Origin of the sequence: Vibrio proteolyticus NBRC 13287 (assembly GCF_000467125.1) — a bacterium.
GTDB classification, from domain to species: Bacteria; Pseudomonadota; Gammaproteobacteria; order Enterobacterales; family Vibrionaceae; genus Vibrio; species Vibrio proteolyticus.
Map to the genome: position 1 here is coordinate 1 of NZ_BATJ01000009.1, position 19,109 is coordinate 19,109.

The 19,109-nt window shown below is 50.3% G+C and carries 15 protein-coding genes and 1 other annotated feature; of the genes, 10 read left to right on the forward strand and 5 right to left on the reverse strand.

Features of this window, described 5'->3' with window-relative positions; translation table 11 throughout:
• Positions 1 to 306: 306 nt before the first annotated feature.
• The 3 genes from clpB to rluD all read right to left on the reverse strand — a co-directional run bounded on the left by clpB (position 307) and on the right by rluD (position 4,734).
• Complete coding sequence (gene clpB, locus VPR01S_RS11980; protein WP_021705598.1) at positions 307 to 2,883, reverse strand: ATP-dependent chaperone ClpB; 2,577 nt, start codon at positions 2,881 to 2,883, stop codon at positions 307 to 309.
• A 142-nt stretch (positions 2,884 to 3,025) separates the two neighbouring features.
• Positions 3,026 to 3,754, reverse strand: coding sequence for a peptidoglycan editing factor PgeF (gene pgeF / locus VPR01S_RS11985; RefSeq protein ID WP_021705599.1), 729 nt, complete (start codon positions 3,752 to 3,754; stop codon positions 3,026 to 3,028).
• 2 nt (positions 3,755 to 3,756) lie between these two features.
• The gene (gene rluD, locus VPR01S_RS11990; RefSeq protein WP_021705600.1) at positions 3,757 to 4,734 is read right to left on the reverse strand and encodes a 23S rRNA pseudouridine(1911/1915/1917) synthase RluD; all 978 of its coding nucleotides are present in this window, start codon (positions 4,732 to 4,734) and stop codon (positions 3,757 to 3,759) included.
• Between the two features lie 136 nt (positions 4,735 to 4,870).
• On the opposite strand from rluD, the gene bamD reads away from it, so the two are divergent.
• From bamD to yjjX, 7 genes are all read left to right on the forward strand, one after another.
• On the forward strand, positions 4,871 to 5,596 hold the full coding sequence (gene bamD / locus VPR01S_RS11995; RefSeq protein ID WP_021705601.1) for an outer membrane protein assembly factor BamD: 726 nt from the start codon (positions 4,871 to 4,873) through the stop codon (positions 5,594 to 5,596).
• A gap of 116 nt (positions 5,597 to 5,712) precedes the next feature.
• Complete coding sequence (locus VPR01S_RS12000) at positions 5,713 to 7,131, forward strand: MltF family protein (protein ID WP_021705602.1); 1,419 nt, start codon at positions 5,713 to 5,715, stop codon at positions 7,129 to 7,131.
• A 320-nt stretch (positions 7,132 to 7,451) separates the two neighbouring features.
• Positions 7,452 to 7,778: a ribosome hibernation-promoting factor, HPF/YfiA family gene (gene hpf, locus VPR01S_RS12005; protein WP_021705603.1), complete on the forward strand. Its 327-nt coding sequence runs from the start codon at positions 7,452 to 7,454 to the stop codon at positions 7,776 to 7,778.
• A 110-nt stretch (positions 7,779 to 7,888) separates the two neighbouring features.
• Positions 7,889 to 8,007, forward strand: a sequence feature (Phe leader region).
• A gap of 11 nt (positions 8,008 to 8,018) precedes the next feature.
• Positions 8,019 to 9,197 (forward strand): prephenate dehydratase, encoded by a 1,179-nt coding sequence (gene pheA, locus VPR01S_RS12010; RefSeq protein ID WP_021705604.1) that lies wholly within the window; start codon positions 8,019 to 8,021, stop codon positions 9,195 to 9,197.
• A 175-nt stretch (positions 9,198 to 9,372) separates the two neighbouring features.
• Complete coding sequence (locus tag VPR01S_RS12015; protein ID WP_021705605.1) at positions 9,373 to 10,416, forward strand: polyamine ABC transporter substrate-binding protein; 1,044 nt, start codon at positions 9,373 to 9,375, stop codon at positions 10,414 to 10,416.
• Positions 10,400 to 12,757 carry a putative bifunctional diguanylate cyclase/phosphodiesterase gene (locus tag VPR01S_RS12020; RefSeq protein ID WP_021705606.1) on the forward strand — a complete coding sequence of 786 codons (2,358 nt, stop codon included), beginning with the start codon at positions 10,400 to 10,402 and terminating at the stop codon, positions 12,755 to 12,757. Before VPR01S_RS12015 ends, VPR01S_RS12020 begins: the two co-directional genes overlap by 17 nt.
• Positions 12,723 to 13,256, forward strand: a complete 534-nt coding sequence (gene yjjX / locus VPR01S_RS12025) for an inosine/xanthosine triphosphatase (protein WP_021705607.1) — start codon at positions 12,723 to 12,725, stop codon at positions 13,254 to 13,256. The genes VPR01S_RS12020 and yjjX overlap by 35 nt, the downstream gene beginning before the upstream one ends.
• A gap of 38 nt (positions 13,257 to 13,294) precedes the next feature.
• Here yjjX and trpR read toward each other — a convergent pair whose 3' ends face one another.
• Complete coding sequence (trpR, locus tag VPR01S_RS12030) at positions 13,295 to 13,594, reverse strand: trp operon repressor (protein WP_021705608.1); 300 nt, start codon at positions 13,592 to 13,594, stop codon at positions 13,295 to 13,297.
• Between the two features lie 58 nt (positions 13,595 to 13,652).
• On the reverse strand, positions 13,653 to 15,602 hold the full coding sequence (sltY, locus tag VPR01S_RS12035; protein WP_021705609.1) for a murein transglycosylase: 1,950 nt from the start codon (positions 15,600 to 15,602) through the stop codon (positions 13,653 to 13,655).
• A gap of 262 nt (positions 15,603 to 15,864) precedes the next feature.
• On the opposite strand from sltY, the gene ettA reads away from it, so the two are divergent.
• The 3 genes from ettA (at position 15,865) to VPR01S_RS12050 (ending at position 19,091) form a co-directional block, all read left to right on the forward strand.
• Positions 15,865 to 17,532 (forward strand): energy-dependent translational throttle protein EttA, encoded by a 1,668-nt coding sequence (gene ettA, locus VPR01S_RS12040; RefSeq protein ID WP_021705610.1) that lies wholly within the window; start codon positions 15,865 to 15,867, stop codon positions 17,530 to 17,532.
• A gap of 169 nt (positions 17,533 to 17,701) precedes the next feature.
• Positions 17,702 to 18,076, forward strand: coding sequence for a PilZ domain-containing protein (locus VPR01S_RS12045; RefSeq protein WP_021705611.1), 375 nt, complete (start codon positions 17,702 to 17,704; stop codon positions 18,074 to 18,076).
• A gap of 10 nt (positions 18,077 to 18,086) precedes the next feature.
• Positions 18,087 to 19,091 (forward strand): M23 family metallopeptidase, encoded by a 1,005-nt coding sequence (locus VPR01S_RS12050; RefSeq protein ID WP_021705612.1) that lies wholly within the window; start codon positions 18,087 to 18,089, stop codon positions 19,089 to 19,091.
• Positions 19,092 to 19,109 lie beyond the last annotated feature (18 nt).

Genomic DNA, 19,109 nt, shown 5'->3' on the forward strand with positions numbered 1-19,109 from the left:
CTGTTGTTTTTCGCTTTCGCTCAAAACGGACGGCCATTTTAGCGAGATAACTTTAGGTGTCAAACACTTTTTTCGTTATTTCTTCGAAAGTTAATCACTTAACTTTCAGACCGATTTGCTGCCTGCTGATTCAGCCGGTTTCCCGTGGCAACGGAGGCGCATTATAGGTACTTTAGAAATGAACACAATAGAGAAAATAAAAAAAACACGACTTTTCTGTTCGTTCGTTTACGAAATAGCCACAACGAAGAAAAATCCGACAAAAAAGGGGCTTGGCAGCCCCTTTTATTTTCCAAGTTGTCGTATTTAGTCCTGATGCGCGATGATCTGGTCGTTACTGACAATCAGTTTAACTTTCTTATCCGGTACCACTTCTCCGGCAAGAATCGCTTTGGCCAACGGGTTTTCAACACTTTGTTGAATCGCACGTTTCAAAGGACGAGCACCGAATACCGGATCAAAACCGACTTGCGCTATCAGCTCAAGCGCTTTCTCAGAGATCTCCAGCTCAAAGCCGCGCTCTTCCATACGTTTTGCTAAACGCTGCAGCTGAATCTTAGCAATCGACTTAATATGTTCTTGGCCAAGTGGATGGAATACGACCGTTTCATCAACCCGGTTCAGGAACTCAGGACGGAAATGTTTACTGACTACTTCCATCACCTGCTCTTTGATACCTTGATAATCAAGTGTGGCAAAGTTTTCCTGAATACGTGACGACCCCAAGTTAGAGGTCATGATCACTACCGTATTACGAAAGTCCACCGTGCGACCCTGCCCATCAGTTAGACGGCCATCATCCAGTACCTGCAACAAAATATTGAAGACATCCGGATGGGCTTTTTCAACTTCGTCCAGCAAAATCACCGAATAGGGTTTGCGGCGTACCGCTTCAGTCAGGTATCCCCCTTCTTCATATCCAACGTAGCCTGGAGGCGCACCGACCAAACGCGCCACCGAGTGTTTCTCCATGAACTCAGACATGTCGATACGAACCATGGCGTCTTCGCTGTCAAACATAAAGGAAGCCAGCGTTTTACATAACTCGGTTTTCCCCACTCCTGTTGGCCCCAAGAACAAGAACGAACCGATCGGACGATTAGGATCCGACAATCCTGCACGGCTTCTGCGAATCGCATTCGACACCACTTCGACCGCTTCTTTCTGGCCAATGACACGCTTATGCAGTACCTCCTCCATGCGCAGCAGTTTTTCTTTTTCTGCTTCGAGCATTTTTGAGACCGGAATACCGGTTTGTTTAGAGAGGACTTCAGCGATTTCATTGTCCGTGACTTTATTACGTAATAAGGTCATTTCCTGCATTTCGGCCTGGGTAGCCAAATCCAGCTGTTTTTCCAATTCAGGAATTCGGCCATACTGCAACTCGGACATACGAGTCAGATCCCCCGCCCGGCGAGCAAACTCCATGTCCATACGCGCTTGTTCCAACTCAGATTTAATGTGCTGCGTCCCAGACAGTGAAGCCTTTTCAGCATTCCAGACTTCTTCAAGCTCGGCGTATTCACGCTCTTTTTCTTCCAACTCCTGATTGAGGATCTGCAACCGCTTTTCACTCGCTTCATCATGCTCATTACTCAGAGCCTGCTGCTCAATCTTAAGCTGGATCATCTTGCGTTCAAGTTTGTCCAGAGACTCAGGTTTGGAATCCATTTGCATTCGGATGCTGGAAGCCGCCTCATCGATCAAGTCAATCGCTTTATCCGGTAATTGGCGATCCGAAATATAACGGTGCGACAGTGCCGCCGCCGCGACGATCGCCGGGTCGGTAATTTCAACATGATGATGCAGCTCATAACGCTCTTTCAAACCCCGCAAAATGGCCACGGTATCTTCAACGCTCGGCTCATCCACCAGCACTTTTTGAAAACGTCGCTCCAGTGCCGGATCTTTCTCAATGTACTGACGATATTCATCCAACGTTGTGGCGCCCACGCAATGCAACTCACCTCGGGCCAGCGCCGGCTTTAACATGTTACCGGCATCCATAGAGCCTTCACCTTTACCGGCGCCGACCATGGTATGGATTTCATCGATAAAGAGGATGACGTTCCCCTCTTCTTTCGCCAGCTCATTCAGCACCGATTTAAGCCGCTCTTCAAACTCGCCGCGATATTTGGCCCCAGCGATCAGCGCGCCCATATCCAACGATAAGACCCGTTTATTACGCAGCCCTTCCGGCACTTCATTGTTGATTATCCGTTGTGCCAGCCCCTCGACAATCGCGGTTTTACCGACACCGGGCTCACCGATGATCACCGGATTGTTTTTGGTACGGCGCTGCAGCACCTGAATGGTACGGCGAATTTCATCGTCTCGGCCAATCACGGGATCGAGCTTGCCCTGCTCGGCCCGCTCCGTCAGATCAATGGTGAATTTCTCCAGCGCCTGACGCAATTCCTCAGCATTAGGATCGTTGACGGTCTGGCCACCACGAATGTTATCAATCGCTTCGCTGACTTTTTTCTCGGTCAAACCGAGCTCTTTGAGCAGGCTGCCGAGCGGTCCGCGGTCTTCCAGTGCTGCGAGGAGGAAAATTTCGGATGAGATGTAGGCATCCTTACGCTTTTGAGCCACTTTGTCACACAAGTTAAACAAAGTGCCCATCGCACTCGACAACTGAACATCTCCGCCAATGCCACTGACTTTGGGCAGACGATCTAAAATTTCGCTCAGCTTTGAGCGTAAGTGCGTGACATCAACATTCAGTATGGTGAGCAGCGGTCGAATTGGGCTACCATTTTGATCCAGTAACGCCACCATCAGGTGCACCGGCTCAATGTATTGATGATCGCGCCCCAACGCTAACGACTGAGCATCGGAAATAGCAATTTGAAACTTACTTGTGAATCTATCTAGACGCATATCAACCTTCTTAATCTCAACTGAGATATGTTTCTCTAACAGTTGCAAAGATGGTTGCGCATCGAGCGAAATTCAAGGGGAAGCGACACTAAGATTGATTTATCTCAGCTTTGCTTGTGATGAAGATTCGAAAGAGGGATGGCTACTCTTTAATCCAGATAAACGTCGCCTGGCGTCCGGTGATCCCATCGCGGCGGTAGGAATAAAAACGCTGCGGATCCTCAACTGTACACAGCCCGGATTGATAAACCTGACTGACGCCGGCTTTATTGAGACGCTGAGTGGCCAGCATGGCCATGTCCGCCAGCCATTTTCCGGCCTGCTCACGTGGCGTGAAAGCTTCTGCCGCCAGCGGGTCAAACGCCGTGAATGCCTCCAGAACATCCTGACCGACTTCAAACTCGCGAGGACCAATCGCCGGCCCAAGCCACGCCATGACTTCGCTATCAAACTCTGCCAATGCATTTTCAACGATACCACCAGCCAGGCCACGCCACCCCGCATGCACCGCAGCTACCTGAGTGCCTTCTCTATTGGTAAATAAAATTGGCAGGCAGTCGGCGGTCATCGCAGAACAGACAACATTCCGCTGGCGGGTAAATGCGCCATCGGCATCCTGAGTTTTACTGGTCGGAGCCAACAGTTCAATCACCCGGGTAGAATGAGTCTGATTGAGCCACACAGGCAACGAGGGCATTGCCGCCTGAGCGGCCAGTAATTGACGGTTTTTCTCAACCACAATCCAGTCATCCCCGACATGAACGCCCAGATTCAGGCCTTCATAAGGAGCACGAGAGTAGCCACCCAGACGGGTAGACGCACATGCTTTAACTTTGGCCGGTGCTGGCCAGTCAGGGATGATCAGTTCCATGATTAATACTCGTCTTCCAGACCGTGCAGTTGCGTATCTTCGCGCAGAGCATCAGTAATAGCCACCATATCAGCAGGCACCGGAGCGTGAAACTCCAGCTCTTCTCCTGTGACGGGATGTTCAAACCTTAACATCGCAGCATGCAACGCCTGGCGATCAAAACCGCGAATCATGTCCACTAACGTATCGGACGCCCCTGATGGAATACGTGCACGGCCACCGTATGCGGTATCGCCCAGCAACGGATGTTGCAGGTAAGACATATGCACCCGGATCTGGTGTGTACGACCGGTTTCCAGACGCAGACGAATACGGGTATGTTCACGGAAATGTTCCGCTACCCGGTAATGCGTCACCGCCGGTTTCCCCATCGGGCTGACGGCCATCAAGGTTCGCTTGGTAGAGTGGCGGCCAATCGGTTTGTCCACTTTTCCACCTGCGGTCATGCGGCCAATCGCAATTGCTTCGTATTCACGAGTGATGTGACGCTTTTGCAGCGCGCGAACCAGACGAGTCTGCGCCGGTACGGTTTTCGCGACCACCATTAAACCTGTGGTGTCTTTATCCAGACGATGGACAATGCCCGCTCGCGGTACTTCGGCGATCTCCGGATAGTAGAACAACAACGCGTTCAGAACCGTGCCGTCAGGCGTGCCCGCTCCCGGGTGCACCACGAAGTCCCGAGGCTTATTGATCACGATGATGTCGTCATCTTCGTACACAATATCCAGCGGGATATCCTGCGCTTCCCAGCGCTCTTCGTCTTCCAGTTCGGCCTGAACAGTAATTACTTCACCGCCCATCACCTTCACGCGAGGTTTCGTCACCACGCTGCCATCGACCATGATTTTGCCGTCCAGTAACCACTCTTTAAGGCGAGAACGCGAAAAATCACTGAATAATTCAGCGACAGCCTGGTCAAGACGCTGACCCAATTGACTGTCTTTTACTGTGTTTGTTAATTCAATCTGCTGAGCCATATCGAACTTTTTTAAAAACTGTGAGACTAATGCTCACTACTATGGAAAAATACACTATTGCGTCATTGTATCTGTTACTGGTAAGAAAGTAACGGAAGCTGAAGAAATATTTAAATTCAAGGAATCGACTCCTGACATGAAACACCACACTTTATCTGGCCTGTTAGCGTTATCACTTTTAGTCGGCTGTTCAAGTAGCGAGCAGGTTGTTCCGGATGTTCCACCTTCTGAACTGTATTCAGACGCACAATCTTCTCTGCAGAGCGGCAACTGGCAGACTGCGATTGAAAAGCTGGAAGCTCTTGATTCGCGTTACCCATTTGGTGCCTATTCAGAGCAGGTTCAGCTCGACCTGATTTACGCTTACTACAAAAATGATGATCTGGCACTGGGTCTGGCAACCATCGAACGTTTCATGCGTCTGAACCCAACACACGCCAAAACCGACTGGGTACTGTACATGCGCGGTCTGACGCACATGGCTCAGGATCGTAACTTTATGCACGATCTGTTTAACATTGATCGCAGTGACCGCGATCCAGAGCCGGTCAAAGCCGCCTTCATTGACTTTAAGAAACTGCTGCAACGTTACCCGAGCAGCCCATACGCCGAAGACGCACACAAACGCATGATCGCATTGAAAAACCGCCTGGCTGAATATGACTTAGCCACCGCAGACTTCTACCTGCGCCGTGAAGCATGGATCGCCGCGATCAATCGTGCACAAGAGTTGCAAAAAGCTTATCCAGATACTGAAGCGGCACGTAAATCACTGAAAATTCAGCGCGATGCCTATCAGGAACTGGGATTACAAGACGCCGTCCAGCGGACCGAAGCGTTGATGAAGCTCAACCCAATCTAAGCAGACTCACGCAAGACAAAACCACTTCATCTGAAGTGGTTTTTTTGTTCCTGATGGCACAACGCCCGTGCAGAAACTAAGCTTTAACTCAATAAGCATCAGAAGGAACAGATGTTATGCGAGGGATAATCGCTTTGCTGTTGTGCTGCCTCTCTCTCAACGGATTTTCATTGGAACTGTCGCCGCTGCGTCAACTGCCCTATACCGGTGATTTGGATATCATGCGGCAAAAAGGTGTGATCCGGGTACTGGTCTCCGCCGATCTGGGGTTTTATTACGTGGAAGCCGGTCAACCTAAAGGCATTATCGCCGAATTACTCAGCCACTTCGAAACCCAGCTCAAACAACACCATAAAGGCCTGCGAGTACAGGTGATTCCGGTGCCACGCGATGACCTGCTGTCCGCTTTGGAACAAGGTTTGGGGGACATCGCCGCGGCCAACATCACCATCACAAATAGTCGCGCCGACCACCTTGACTTCACCGACCCACTCTTGAGTGATGTTCGGGAATTACTGGTCACCAATGCTGCTCAGCCTGACATCACCCACATCAAACAGCTCAGTGGCCTTGAGGTCTGGGTGCGTGCCAGTTCCAGTTATGCGGAAAGTCTGCAACGCGTGAATCATCAACTGACAACGGCCAATCTTGAACCACTTCGCATTCAGTTCGTTGACGAAGTGCTGGAGGATTACGATCTGCTGGAAATGCTTGAACAAGGGCACATTGGGATGACGGTGATGGACGAACATAAGACCCAAATTTGGCTCGATGTGATGCCGCACATCCGGGTACATCGTCAGTTGCCACTGCGCGAAAACGGTCAGATAGCCTGGGCTCTGCGCCAGCACAGCCCCAAACTCAAACAGGAGCTGAACACGTTCATTAACACCGCCCGCTCCGGCACACTGCTGGGCAATGTAATCTTTGGCAAGTATCTCGACAGTACCCGCTGGCTGGATAAAGCCCTGAACCCGGCAGCGATCCAAAAGTTGGACACCTTAACCACCCTCTTTCAGCGTTACGCCAAGCAATATCAGTTTGATTATTTGATGATGTCGGCTCAGGGCTTTCAGGAATCCGGGCTGGATCAGAGTAAAGTCTCCTCGCAAGGCGCTGTTGGCATTATGCAGGTCCTGCCAACAACCGCCCGGGAGCCGTACGTGAATATTCCTGATATCTATACAACAGAAAACAATATTCATGCGGGCATCAAGTACATGCGCTTCATTAAAGACCGTTACTTTAACGATGACGCCATCAGCTATGACAACAAAGTCTATTTTGCTTTAGCGGCCTACAACGCCGGTCCGGCCAATATTCGTCGAATGCGCGAACTGGCGGTAAAACACGGTTACAATCCGAATGTTTGGTTTCGCCACGTAGAACTGATGGCCCGCCGCAACATCGGCAGCCAGCCCGTGGTGTATGTGTCTAACGTCAACCGATACTATGTCGTCTATAAACAGCTGTCGAAAATTCGTCGTGAACGTGAAGCGACAGCAGCCAAAATCGACCAGAAAATGGCTCAGTGAAGATACGTGACGTTGGAGAGAAGAAAAGTGTGATTAGGTTCTCAGTACAGTGATGGTGAGAATTTCATCACCACTTTGTTTCAGGCCGAAAAACACCCCTAAAAACTGAATATTTTTAGCCTACTACCTCTCCCAATCTAGCGTGTTTTTTCATATGTACAAGCTTTTTATGCGAACAACGCCTGCACTCTTTGCGAAAGATCACATTTGATTCTGATGGTCAAAATCAGCCAACAAAACATGATCTATATCACATTTCATGCGCACCAAACAGGTAATCTGAACTCAACCCATGAGGGATGCAACAGAGGAAAACATCTATGAAAGTAAACATCACTGGCAAAAACATCGAAATCACCTCTGCTATCCGTACTCACATTGAGAGTAAATTTAAAAAACTGGAAAAATGGCAAGTCGACATCATTGGCTGTCAGGCAACGTTCAGCGAGCAGCCGAACAAACAGATGAAGTTTGAAGCGATCATCACCATACCGAAGGGTCAGCTTGTGGCTTCCGCCATTCATGAAGATTTATACGCTGCCGTCAATGAAGCCGAACAGAAACTGGAACGACAGCTCAACAAACTACGTCACAAACCCGAAGCTCGCCGAGCCGAAAAACCTGAGCCGGAAGAAGAGATCGAATAGTTGACAGGAGACAAGAAATAGCGCCGAAAGGCGCTATTTTTTTGCTTGACGCCCTATGTCCGCTTGCTTATTGTGTTTACAGTTCTTTTAACCCCAGACACGAATATGCGCCTGACCTCACTGTTCTTTTTTGACTTCTTTTTTCTCCACTGAAGCTGGAGGCCTGCTCGTTCGCGGAAGATAAGTCAAAAACGAACAGAAAGCCTCCCAAACGGGAGGCTTTTTTATAAGGAAAATTTTATGACTGATAAGCACTACTCACTTGATGAAATCCGACTGCGTCTCAATGAACTTGATGACCAGTTGCTTAACCTGTTGTCTGAACGCCGTCAGATGAGTATTGAAGTAGCGAAAAGCAAAGTGGAAACGTCCAAACCCGTGCGTGATGCGGAGCGTGAGCAGCAGCTATTAGTCAAACTGATCAATAACGGTAAAGAAAAGTATCAGCTTGACGCACCGTACATCACTAAAATTTTCCACACCATCATCGAAGACTCCGTTCTGCTGCAACAGGCTTACCTGCAAAATCTGGCCAACCCACAGCAAAGCCGCAAACCTCTCGCCAGAGTGGCCTTTCTGGGCGCCAAAGGTTCTTATTCACATTTGGCCAGTCGTGAGTACTTCAGCCGCAAGAACACAGAGTTAATCGAGCTCAACTGCGATCGCTTTAAGGAAGTGACCACGACTGTTGAATCGGGGCATGCCGACTATGGCGTCCTGCCGATCGAAAACACCAGCTCCGGTTCAATCAATGAAGTATATGATTTGTTGCAGCACACGACACTGTACATCGTCGGCGAACTGACGCTGCCGATTGAGCATTGCCTGCTGGCCACCAAATACATTCGCCTGGAACACATCAAAACGCTGTATTCACACCCTCAGCCACATCAGCAATGCAGCGAGTTTCTTAGTCGCCTGGACGGTGTCACGCTGGAGTCGTGTGCCAGTACCGCCGACGCAATGCAAAAGGTCAAAGAACTGAATCGCGATGACATCGCCGCTATCGGTAATGCCTCCAGCGGCAAACTGTATGGGCTGCAGCCCATACAAGGCAACGTCGCTAACCAGACCGAAAACCACACCCGCTTCATCGTGGTGGCACGTAAGCCAGTTGAAGTCTCGACGCAGATCCCAGCCAAAACCACATTGATCATGTCTACGTCACAACAGGCGGGTTCTCTGGTTGAAACTCTGTTGGTTCTGCAACGTTACGGCATCAATATGACCAAGCTGGAATCGCGCCCGATCATGGGTAACCCGTGGGAAGAGATGTTTTACGTGGATCTTGAAGCACACCTGGACTCAGACGGTATGCAACAGGCATTGGCGGAACTGACGAAAATAACCAAGCATTTGAAAGTACTAGGATGTTACCCAATCGAAAACGTCAAACCGACTCAGGTTCAGCTTCAATAAGTTTAACTTAGTCATAGAATTCCCCATTCATTGCTGACACTTATCCATATAACTTTTACCATCAGGCCTACTTGGTTGCATATTGGATAAGTGCTCAGCTTTTTGTACAAAAGTACAGCTCTTTCATTCTGATAGGCGGTTTACCTAACACTTAAGATAGGCCCTACCTACCCGTATGAAGTTAAAATACGTCTTGTTATTCCCGGCTCTGCTGAGCCCGTTCGCAGCTGCTCAAACGCAAAACCTCAACATGTACCTGTGGGAAGACACTTTGTCTCAGCGGGTCATCGACCAGTGGCAACAAGAACATAAAGCGACATTAACCACCTCGCACTTTGACAACGACGACGAGCGCAGTCTGTTGATGCTAAAAGGGGTGCAGCTTCCATTCGATATTGTGGTGCTCGATAATGTCTCGGCGCAAATTTATGCCCGTCAGGGTTCGTTTATTGATCTGTCAGACATACCAAACCGTCAGCACAACGCGTCCATCTGGAATCAGGCTTGCGGTACTCACGCGGTGCCCTATTTCTGGGGCACCGTCGGCTACGTATACCGCAAAGATAAAGTCACCAAACCGCCTCAGACCTGGCAAGAGTTCATGCACCCACCGGCCTCGCTCACTCAACACATCGGGATGATCACCGACAGTGTCGAAACCCTGTTACCCAGCCTTTACGCACAGGGGACATCGCCCTTCACCGGCAGTGAAGACAAACTCAAACAGGCTTACGAGGATTTGAAACCGTTCAATCATAACGTGTTGACTTACGAATACGTGCTCAGTTATGTGCGAAGCCACCAAAGTGCAGAAGAACTACACATGGCACTCGCCTACAGTGGTGACCACTATTCGCTGAACCGTTCTTTCTCGGGTGATAAATGGGCGTTCGCCCGGCCACAAGGTCAGGCATTCATCTGGGTAGACTGCCTGGCCGTCAGCAACCACTCACAAAATAAATCGTTGGCAAAGTCTTTTATAAACTTTTTGCTAGATCCCAACATTGCTGCAAAAAATGCAATTGATATCAGGGCTGCGACGCCAAATTTAAGCGCATTGAAACTACTTCCAGACTATTATGTTAATGATACATCATTGTTTTTGTCGCAAGATCAAATTGACCACGGACTCATCGATGCTGAGCTGTCAAATTCAAACATAGGCCTAAGAGCCAAAATAATAAACAGTATAATTAAACGTCATGAAGCTAAATACTAGGATACTGCTACTGGTTGCTCCGGTTATCCTGCTCAGTGCAGCAGTATCAGGTTACACTATTTACAACGGCCAGAGAGATGCGCTGATCAAGCTGGAAGACAGCTACCTTCAGCTCAACATGGAAAAGCTGGCCGGTCACTTTCGGCAGTCGGTTTCTTTGCTGAACAGTTATTCGTTTACCCTGACCAAGAGTGACATCATTCGCCATTATGTGGCCAACAGCGATAATCCCTATCGCCAGTTTGAACTGATCGAAAATCTGCAAGACACCATCGCCAATCTTCAGGCCTCTCAGCAATCCTTTACCGGCATCGCCATTCTGGATGATAAAAAACGTCCCCAGTATTACGCCGACAACAGCAATGAGCCGTTCGCCAAACTCGATCCGTCTATTCTTGAATACGTTGAACAGACATACGACGCCACCAGCCACACTTCTCACATCGGCTACACCCAAAATGGACAGGGTGACGGCGTATTGGTCCGCTATGATGCCCTCGACAAACGCACATTGTCGTCGCCACTGAGCTACAACAAGAACGAGCTTTTTTTTGTGGTTGTATCGGTGTCACTCGATGCATTCAACCGGCTGCGTAATCAAATTGAGTTCGATAATCAGAGCAGCATTTTCTTCACACCTGAGCCGCTGGCACAAGCCGGCACGCAAACACATACCGTCAAACTGCTGAACGATTTCTACGCCACGCTGGACCCGGCTCATTATCTGATCCGCAACAAACTCAACAAAGTCAGCCAGAACCTGGCAATCGCGTTCGGCCTGTCATCCATTACCACGGTGCTGCTGTTGTTGTTTCTGCTGTATCGTCATGTTATCCGCCCTATCAGCACTCTGGAACGCCAGTTACGGGAAGTGGAAGGTCACAAACGCAAGAACATTGAACGACTGCACAGCAATGACGAAATCGGCCGTCTGTCATCGCGCTTTTATGATATGTATCAGGAGCTGGATTCCACCTATCAGAAGACCAAAGTGCTAGCCGAAAATGATCATCTGACGCAACTGGCCAACCGCCATCAGTTTCAGGCGTACGCAGAACGCGCTCTGGCCAACCAGTTTCAGAACCGTTATGTCTGGGTGTTGTATATTGATCTGGATAACTTCAAGTATGTGAATGACAAATACGGTCATCAGGTCGGCGACTCTCTGCTGGTCAGTTTCGCGAAACACATCACGGCACTGTGTGAGCAATTCCAGAGTAAATACCCGGTCAAGTGTCTGGCATCCCGCCTGTCCGGTGATGAATTTGCTGTGTTCATCTCTACGCCTCGGGCACATCAGGTTGAACATGTTGCCGAAGAGTTTGCCGCCCAGGTGATTGAGCCCATCGCCAGTGGCAAACGGTCACTGCTGAAAAACTTCCCCATTACCGCCAGTATCGGCATTGCCACGTATCCTAAAGACGGCAAAGAAGTCGCTAAGCTGTTATCCAATGCCGATACGGCCATGTACCAGGCTAAGAAAGCCGGTAAAAACCAGATTGCTTACTACTCGGAAGATCTGGCCCGTGCTGGTCAGCGTCGTACTCAGATTGAACGCGCGCTGCGCAGTGGCCATTTTGATGATGAGTTCTATCTGGTCTACCAACCCTATTTTAAGCATAACGGTGCCCAAATTGCCGGGGTGGAAGCACTGCTGCGCTGGGAGTCCGAGCAGCTTGGCAGCATTCCTCCCAGTGAGTTCATCCCAATTGCCGAGCAGATTGGTCTGTTCGGTGCCATCGACCGCTGGGTGATCAGCGCTGCATTTAAAGACTTCCATGACTTGCAGGCCATGTTTCGTGAAGCCATCAACCTGTCGATCAACCTCTCGTCTGCCGAACTCGATTCACTGCAACTGGCGAACTTTATTCACCACGAAGCTCAGCATTATAACGTGGAACCCAACCTAATTGATTTTGAAATCACCGAAACCTTTGCAGCCGACTCGCAAAGTTTTCCTCTGTTACACGAACTGTCTCTGTTAGGATACAAGCTGGCGATCGATGATTTCGGGTCCGGTTACACGTCCATCAAACAGCTGGTGCAGTACCCGGTACAGAAAATCAAACTGGATCGTTTCTTCCTTGAAACCCTGCTTGCGACCAATAACAAGAAAGTCATCAAACCTCTGGTTGAATTGTGTCAGTCCCAGGCAATGCAAGTCACCGCAGAAGGGATCGAAACGGAAGAGATGCGCCAGTGGCTGTCTGAGTACAACTGCGATTACATGCAAGGTTTCTTGTTTGGTGAACCCATGCCACTCAGCCAGTTGCGCCAGTGGAGTGAACACAACCAAGGAACCTCAGATGTTAATCAAGAAAGTCATCGTAGCTTCGCTTAATCCAGCTAAAATCAATGCGGTAAAAAGTGCCTTTGCCAGCGCCTTCGGCCAACAAGCCTTTGAGTTTGTCGGCGTCAGTGTGCCGAGCGAAGTGGCCGACCAACCGATGACCGATGAAGAAACCCGTGCCGGTGCGCTCAATCGAGTGCGCAACGCCAAACAGATCATTGACGACGGCGATTACTACGTCGGCCTGGAAGCGGGGATTGAAGGTGGTGTAACGTTCGCCTGGATGGTGATTGAATCGCCGACACAGCGTGGCGAATCTCGCTCAGCCAGCCTGATGTTGCCGCCGAAAGTGCTGGAAAAACTCGCTCAGGCAAATGAACTGGGTGATGTCATGGACGAAGTGTTTGGCACTGACAACATTAAGCAAAAAGGCGGCGCGATCGGTTTGCTGACTCAGCACCAGCTCACCCGAAGCTCGGTCTATCATCAGGCTTTAATCTTGGCTCTGATCCCATTCACAAACCCGGAACACTTTCCCGCCAACTTATAACGCACAAAAAACGCCAGTATTCACTGGCGTTTTTTGTTTCAGTCTTGCTTGAGAATCAGCCGGGCAATCTGCCGTCGCTCAGTGTCCGATTTGGCCTTCAGTTCGTTGGACCCACGGGTAATGGTGGCGATCCCCACTCCCAACATCTGACTGATCTGGCGCTGTGATTTCTCACCTTTGAGTAGCTCAGAGACTATATTCAGCCTCGCCACCAAAGCTTCACGCTCATCCGGTGTCATCATCATGGTCAATAACAGCGTATGTTGGTCGTCGGCGGCCGCGTCTTTGACTAAATCCATCAGCTGTTGCCAGTCAGTGTAATCGGGTTCTAACGACATAGGCTCACTCTACAATAATTCAACGCCACTATTGTAGAGCTTTCGCCGCTCAATGGAATCAATATTTTGTACGCAGCTCGCCCGGTTTGAGGAAATCACCGGCTCCGCCAGTCAAGTCGCGGTAATAGGTCTCAAACATCAAAATGTTCTGCACATAGCCACGGGTTTCACGAAACGGAATGATTTCAATAAACGCGAATGCATCCAGCTCACCGGCACTGCGCTGACGCCATTGCTTAACCCTGCCCGGTCCGGCATTGTAGGCAGCGAACGCAAAAATCCGGTTATTGTCGTACTGCTCCAACAGCCCATTGAGATAAGTACTGCCGATTTCAATATTTTTGCTGACATTGTACAACTCGTCCGCACCGGCGTAACTAAGCTGGTACTTCTTCGCCGTGTGTTTGGCGGTAGCCGGCATGATTTGCATGATGCCACGCGCTCCAACCGGTGAGCGGGCCTCTGAGTCGAGTGCACTCTCCTGGCGCGCCACCGACATTAAGGTGATCGGATCGATATTGTGCTTCTTGCCATAAAAGTTAAACCACCACTGATGAGCGAGCGGGAAACGCAGCTTCATGTTGTTCCACATTTTGGCAGAGATAGAACCGGTCACGGTCAAGTGGTGCCAGTGCTGACTGGCGGCGTACGCGGTTAACATCTCTTTTTCAGCCTGAGTCGAACGATACAGCAACCAGCGCCATTCGCTTTTGGCGGCGGCAATTTTATCGCGAGCTATCAACTCCTGGATACGTGCCAGAGCCGCTTGATAAGGCGCCACCGCTTGACGATCAAGTGTCACGTTCGTGACCGGGTACTCAAACGGCTTGCCAAGTTGTTTGGACGCCGCCGCGCTGTAGAAGTCGCGTTTACCGAGCAGCTTTTCCAATGTTGCTGTGCCCTGCTCTTTTTTCCCTAGAGCAATGTCTGTACGTCCTTGCCAGTACTGCCAACGCATATCCTGTTTGAGCGATTCTGGTAAAACGGTAATCCAACTTTGCACCGCCTTCCAGTCAGCCTCCTGAATAGAGAGACGAATGCGTCGCTCAATCAAATCCCCATTCTGCGAACTGCGGACCATTTTATCCCGCCACGCCGCTGCGGTTGATGAATCCGTATTCATCAGCCGCAGTGCAATGAAATCCGCCATCTCCTGACGCTGTTCTGCGCTGAATTTCTGCGTGGTCATCACCGACTCATAGGCACGCTGAACCGCTTCCGGGTCGCGGCGGGCCCACTGTTCCAGAGAACGTTTCACTAACCGGCGGTTATGTTCACTGGCGCTGTGTGATGCGGCGTAGCTTTGCACCGACTGTGGTTTCGCCAGCAAATCCTGCATGGCTTTCGCGGTTTGTTTGGCGTCGTTGCTTTTGAGCTGTTTTTGCAGGTAACTCAGTAACGCGCTGTTACGATTATCGAATGCCAGCAGCATTCGCTGCATCACTAACTCGTCCGTTTTGTAGCCTGCTTTATCCCAGACACTGAACAGTGGATCACACGCATCAGACACACTGTGTCCATTGAGCCACATCTGTTTAGCGCCATCAAACGCTTCCTGCTTTTTGCCCGTTTTGTATTTGGCGTAATAGTAATAGCACTGATAAGTTTCACCAGACGGAAGCTGTGGCTGGAAAGTTAAGAACGTCTGCCATTGCTGCTGACGGGCAAGTGCCGCCAGGTACGGAGCACTGACTCGTGCCGAGAAAGGAAACTCCTTGTGTTCAGCGATAAAACTTGTCACCTCACTCGGACTCTTGTCACCAAGATCAATCAAAAAGGTCCGATAATCGACGTACGGGGTCAGTGGATAATCGGCAATTTTGTAACGCATCCGTTGATACGCATCGACCTCTTTAGCGTCCAGAAGCGTCTGCGCCTGATCGTAAAGTTTACGTTGGGTTTCCAGTGCTTTATCAGAGTTTGCCCACGCGGTACCGCTGGCCAGTGATGCGATCACCACCACCGACGAAAGAATGCTTTGCGGTTTTGAAAAACTCGTTCGCGTCATGCGCCTCTCATCCTATAGTTTATTCAGTTTAATAACGCCTCTCATTACCCTAATTCTAGGGAAAAATGTAAAGCATTCGGATGTAAATTAGCTGTAAATAATCATAAATTCATAAAAGTGCGACATATGCACTCAACGACGTATTATTTCACACCATGAAACAGCGAAATTCACTTTCCTTCACATTCAGGAGGTAACAAAACGCAGGGCTTTGGTATAAAATGTTGCCTTTACTTGGTTTTAAACTTAGGAACGATCGGCAATGGCTGAATACGTATATACCATGTCGCGGGTGAGCAAAATCGTGCCACCTAAGCGCCAAATTCTGAAAGACATCTCTCTAAGCTTCTTCCCGGGTGCAAAAATCGGTGTTCTTGGCCTTAATGGTGCAGGTAAATCGACCCTGCTGCGCATCATGGCAGGCATTGATACTGACATTGATGGTGAAGCGCGTCCGCAGCCAGGCCTTAATGTGGGCTACCTGCCTCAGGAACCGGTTCTGGACGAATCCAAAACCGTACGTGAAGTCGTCGAAGAAGCCGTTTCTGATGTGGCAGACGCACTAAAGCGTCTTGATGCGGTATATGCAGCTTACGCAGAAGACGGCGCAGACTTCGATGCACTGGCCAAAGAGCAGGGTGAACTGGAAGCGCTGATCCAGGCCAAAGACGGTCACAACCTCGACAACACACTCGAACGCGCGGCAGACGCCCTGCGTCTCCCGGAGTGGGATCAGAAGATCGCCCATCTTTCTGGTGGTGAACGCCGCCGTGTCGCGATTTGCCGTTTGCTGCTTGAAAAACCAGACATGCTGCTGCTCGACGAACCAACCAACCACCTGGACGCAGAGTCCGTGGCCTGGCTGGAACGTTTCCTGGTCGACTACACCGGAACCGTCGTTGCGATTACCCACGACCGTTACTTCCTCGACAATGCTGCGGGCTGGATTCTGGAACTGGACCGTGGTGAAGGTATCCCATGGGAAGGCAACTACACCTCGTGGTTAGAGCAGAAAGATGCGCGTCTGCAGCAAGAAGCGTCTCAGGAAAAAGCTCGTCAAAAGACCATCGAGAAAGAACTGGAGTGGGTACGTCAGAACCCGAAAGGTCGTCAGGCCAAATCCAAAGCGCGTATGGCCCGCTTTGAGGAACTGCAGAACACTGACCACCAGAAACGGAATGAAACCAACGAACTGTTTATCCCACCAGGTGAACGTCTGGGTGACAAAGTCATTGAAGTGAAAAACCTGACTAAGTCATTCGATGGACGCGTCCTGATTGATGACCTGTCGTTCAATATGCCCAAAGGGGCGATCGTCGGCATTATCGGTGCCAACGGTGCGGGTAAATCGACCCTGTTCAAGATGCTGAGCGGCACCGAGCAACCGGATTCAGGCAGCATCGAAATGGGAGATACGGTGAAGCTGGCGTCTGTTGAGCAGTTCCGCGACTCAATGAACGATAAGAACACCGTATTCCAGGAAATTTCGGAAGGCGCTGACATCATCAAGATCAACAACTTTGAAATTCCGGCGCGCGCCTACTGTTCGCGCTTCAACTTCAAAGGCTCAGATCAGCAGAAAGTCATCGGCGAGCTGTCTGGTGGTGAACGTAACCGTGTCCACCTGGCCAAACTGCTGAAAGCAGGCGGCAACGTCCTGTTGCTCGACGAACCGACCAACGATCTGGACGTAGAAACCCTGCGTGCACTGGAAGAAGCTCTGCTGGAATTCCCTGGCTGTGCCATGGTGATCTCGCACGACCGTTGGTTCCTCGACCGTATCGCGACGCACATCATCGACTACCGTGATGAAGGTCAGGTGAACTTCTACGAAGGGAACTACACCGAGTACATGGATTGGCTGAAGAAAACCTTGGGCCCTGAAGCAGCAGAACCACACCGCATCAAGTACAAACGTATTGCGAAATAATCCTGCTTGTATTTTGTGCAAAGGCCGCTATCATAGCGGCCTTTATTCTTTGCGGTGACAAAATCCGCGAGACGTCAGACTCCATGCTCCTTTTCGGAGTAACGACACATCGTATAAAGGTGTGGTTTGCTATGCTGTTAGCAATACTCACTCAGTAAGGTGCATTCAGATGGAACGACGTCGTTTTTCACGCGTGATTTATCAGGCGCCTGCACAGCTCCGGCAGGGAGACGTGACCCTGGATGGTAAAATCCACGATCTGTCTCTCCACGGGTTACTCCTGTCTGTCGATGCGGACATAACCCAACTTAACGCAGACGCTACCGTAGATATTCAGTTTTCGCTTCCTGACAGTGATGTCTCTATCGGCTTGGTTGCCAAAGTGGTTAGTATGAATAGCAATATGCTCCGTGCCAGCATTGATCATATTGATATTGAAAGTATCGGACACTTGAAGCGGTTGGTCGAACTCAATGTCGGTGACGACGCTCTGTTACACAGAGAGCTGAAACACCTGACAGATTTAGGCGATAACGCCGAGTAGCACACCCGAGATGTCACAACGTATTACTATTTCGATTCCCACACCATCAGGGGATCGCAGCTTTTATTTGTCAAAAAAAGGCCTGATAACAAGCGGACTTGTTGCCGCTGGTCTGCTGTCGTTCAGCCTGCTGTCAGGCTCGGCGCTGCTGTACCTCTACACGCAAAAACATCAGCTTGAAAGCGCTTTGATTAAGCAGCAGACCCAGGTCACCTACCTGACCCAGCTCAACAGCGAACAACAGGATGAAACGCATGCTCTGAGCCAGGAGCTGGAGACCAAACGTAATCAGCTTCAACTGCTCGGCCGCCGGGTCTATGATGTGGAATCCGTACTTGGCCTTGCCAGCGACAGCCAGCCTGAGGATGAAGACAGTCTCGAGCAGCGTCTTGACGCCGCCGCGATTGACTCAGCAGTGCGCGCCACCTTGTTTCGCATGATCCCAAACGATACCCCGCTTAGCTACAACCGGGTGTCATCGGAATTTGGCAGCCGGATCAATCCGATTTCAGGTAAACGCCATACCCACGCGGGGATCGACCTGACCTGTAATATGGGAGAAGCCGTGTACGCCCCCGCCGATGGCGTGGTGGAGTCAGCCCGGCCCAGTGCCCAGGGGTACGGCCACTACCTGACCTTACAACACGCGTTCGGCTTTTCCAGCTCTTACGCTCACCTGAAAGCATTCAAAGTTCGCGCTGGCCAGTTTGTCAGCAAAGGCGATCTGATTGCAGAGTGCGGCAACTCGGGAAACTCCACCGGCCCACACCTGCACTATGAAGTGCGTTTTCTTGGACGCCCCCTTAACCCGCACAACCTGATGTCCTGGACACCTGAAAACTTTGAATCGCTGTTCAAAGCTGAGAAGCACGTTAAATGGGCTTCACTGGTCGATCAGGTCAATCAGGTCGTCAAGTTGCAGGTCGCACTCACTCAGCACCCTTACCCGAACGAGTCTGTCCGAACCGCCAGCAACGACGAGCACCGCGATGCAAACTCGCCGAGCCCCCATTAAAAAGAGCAGCCTTCGGGC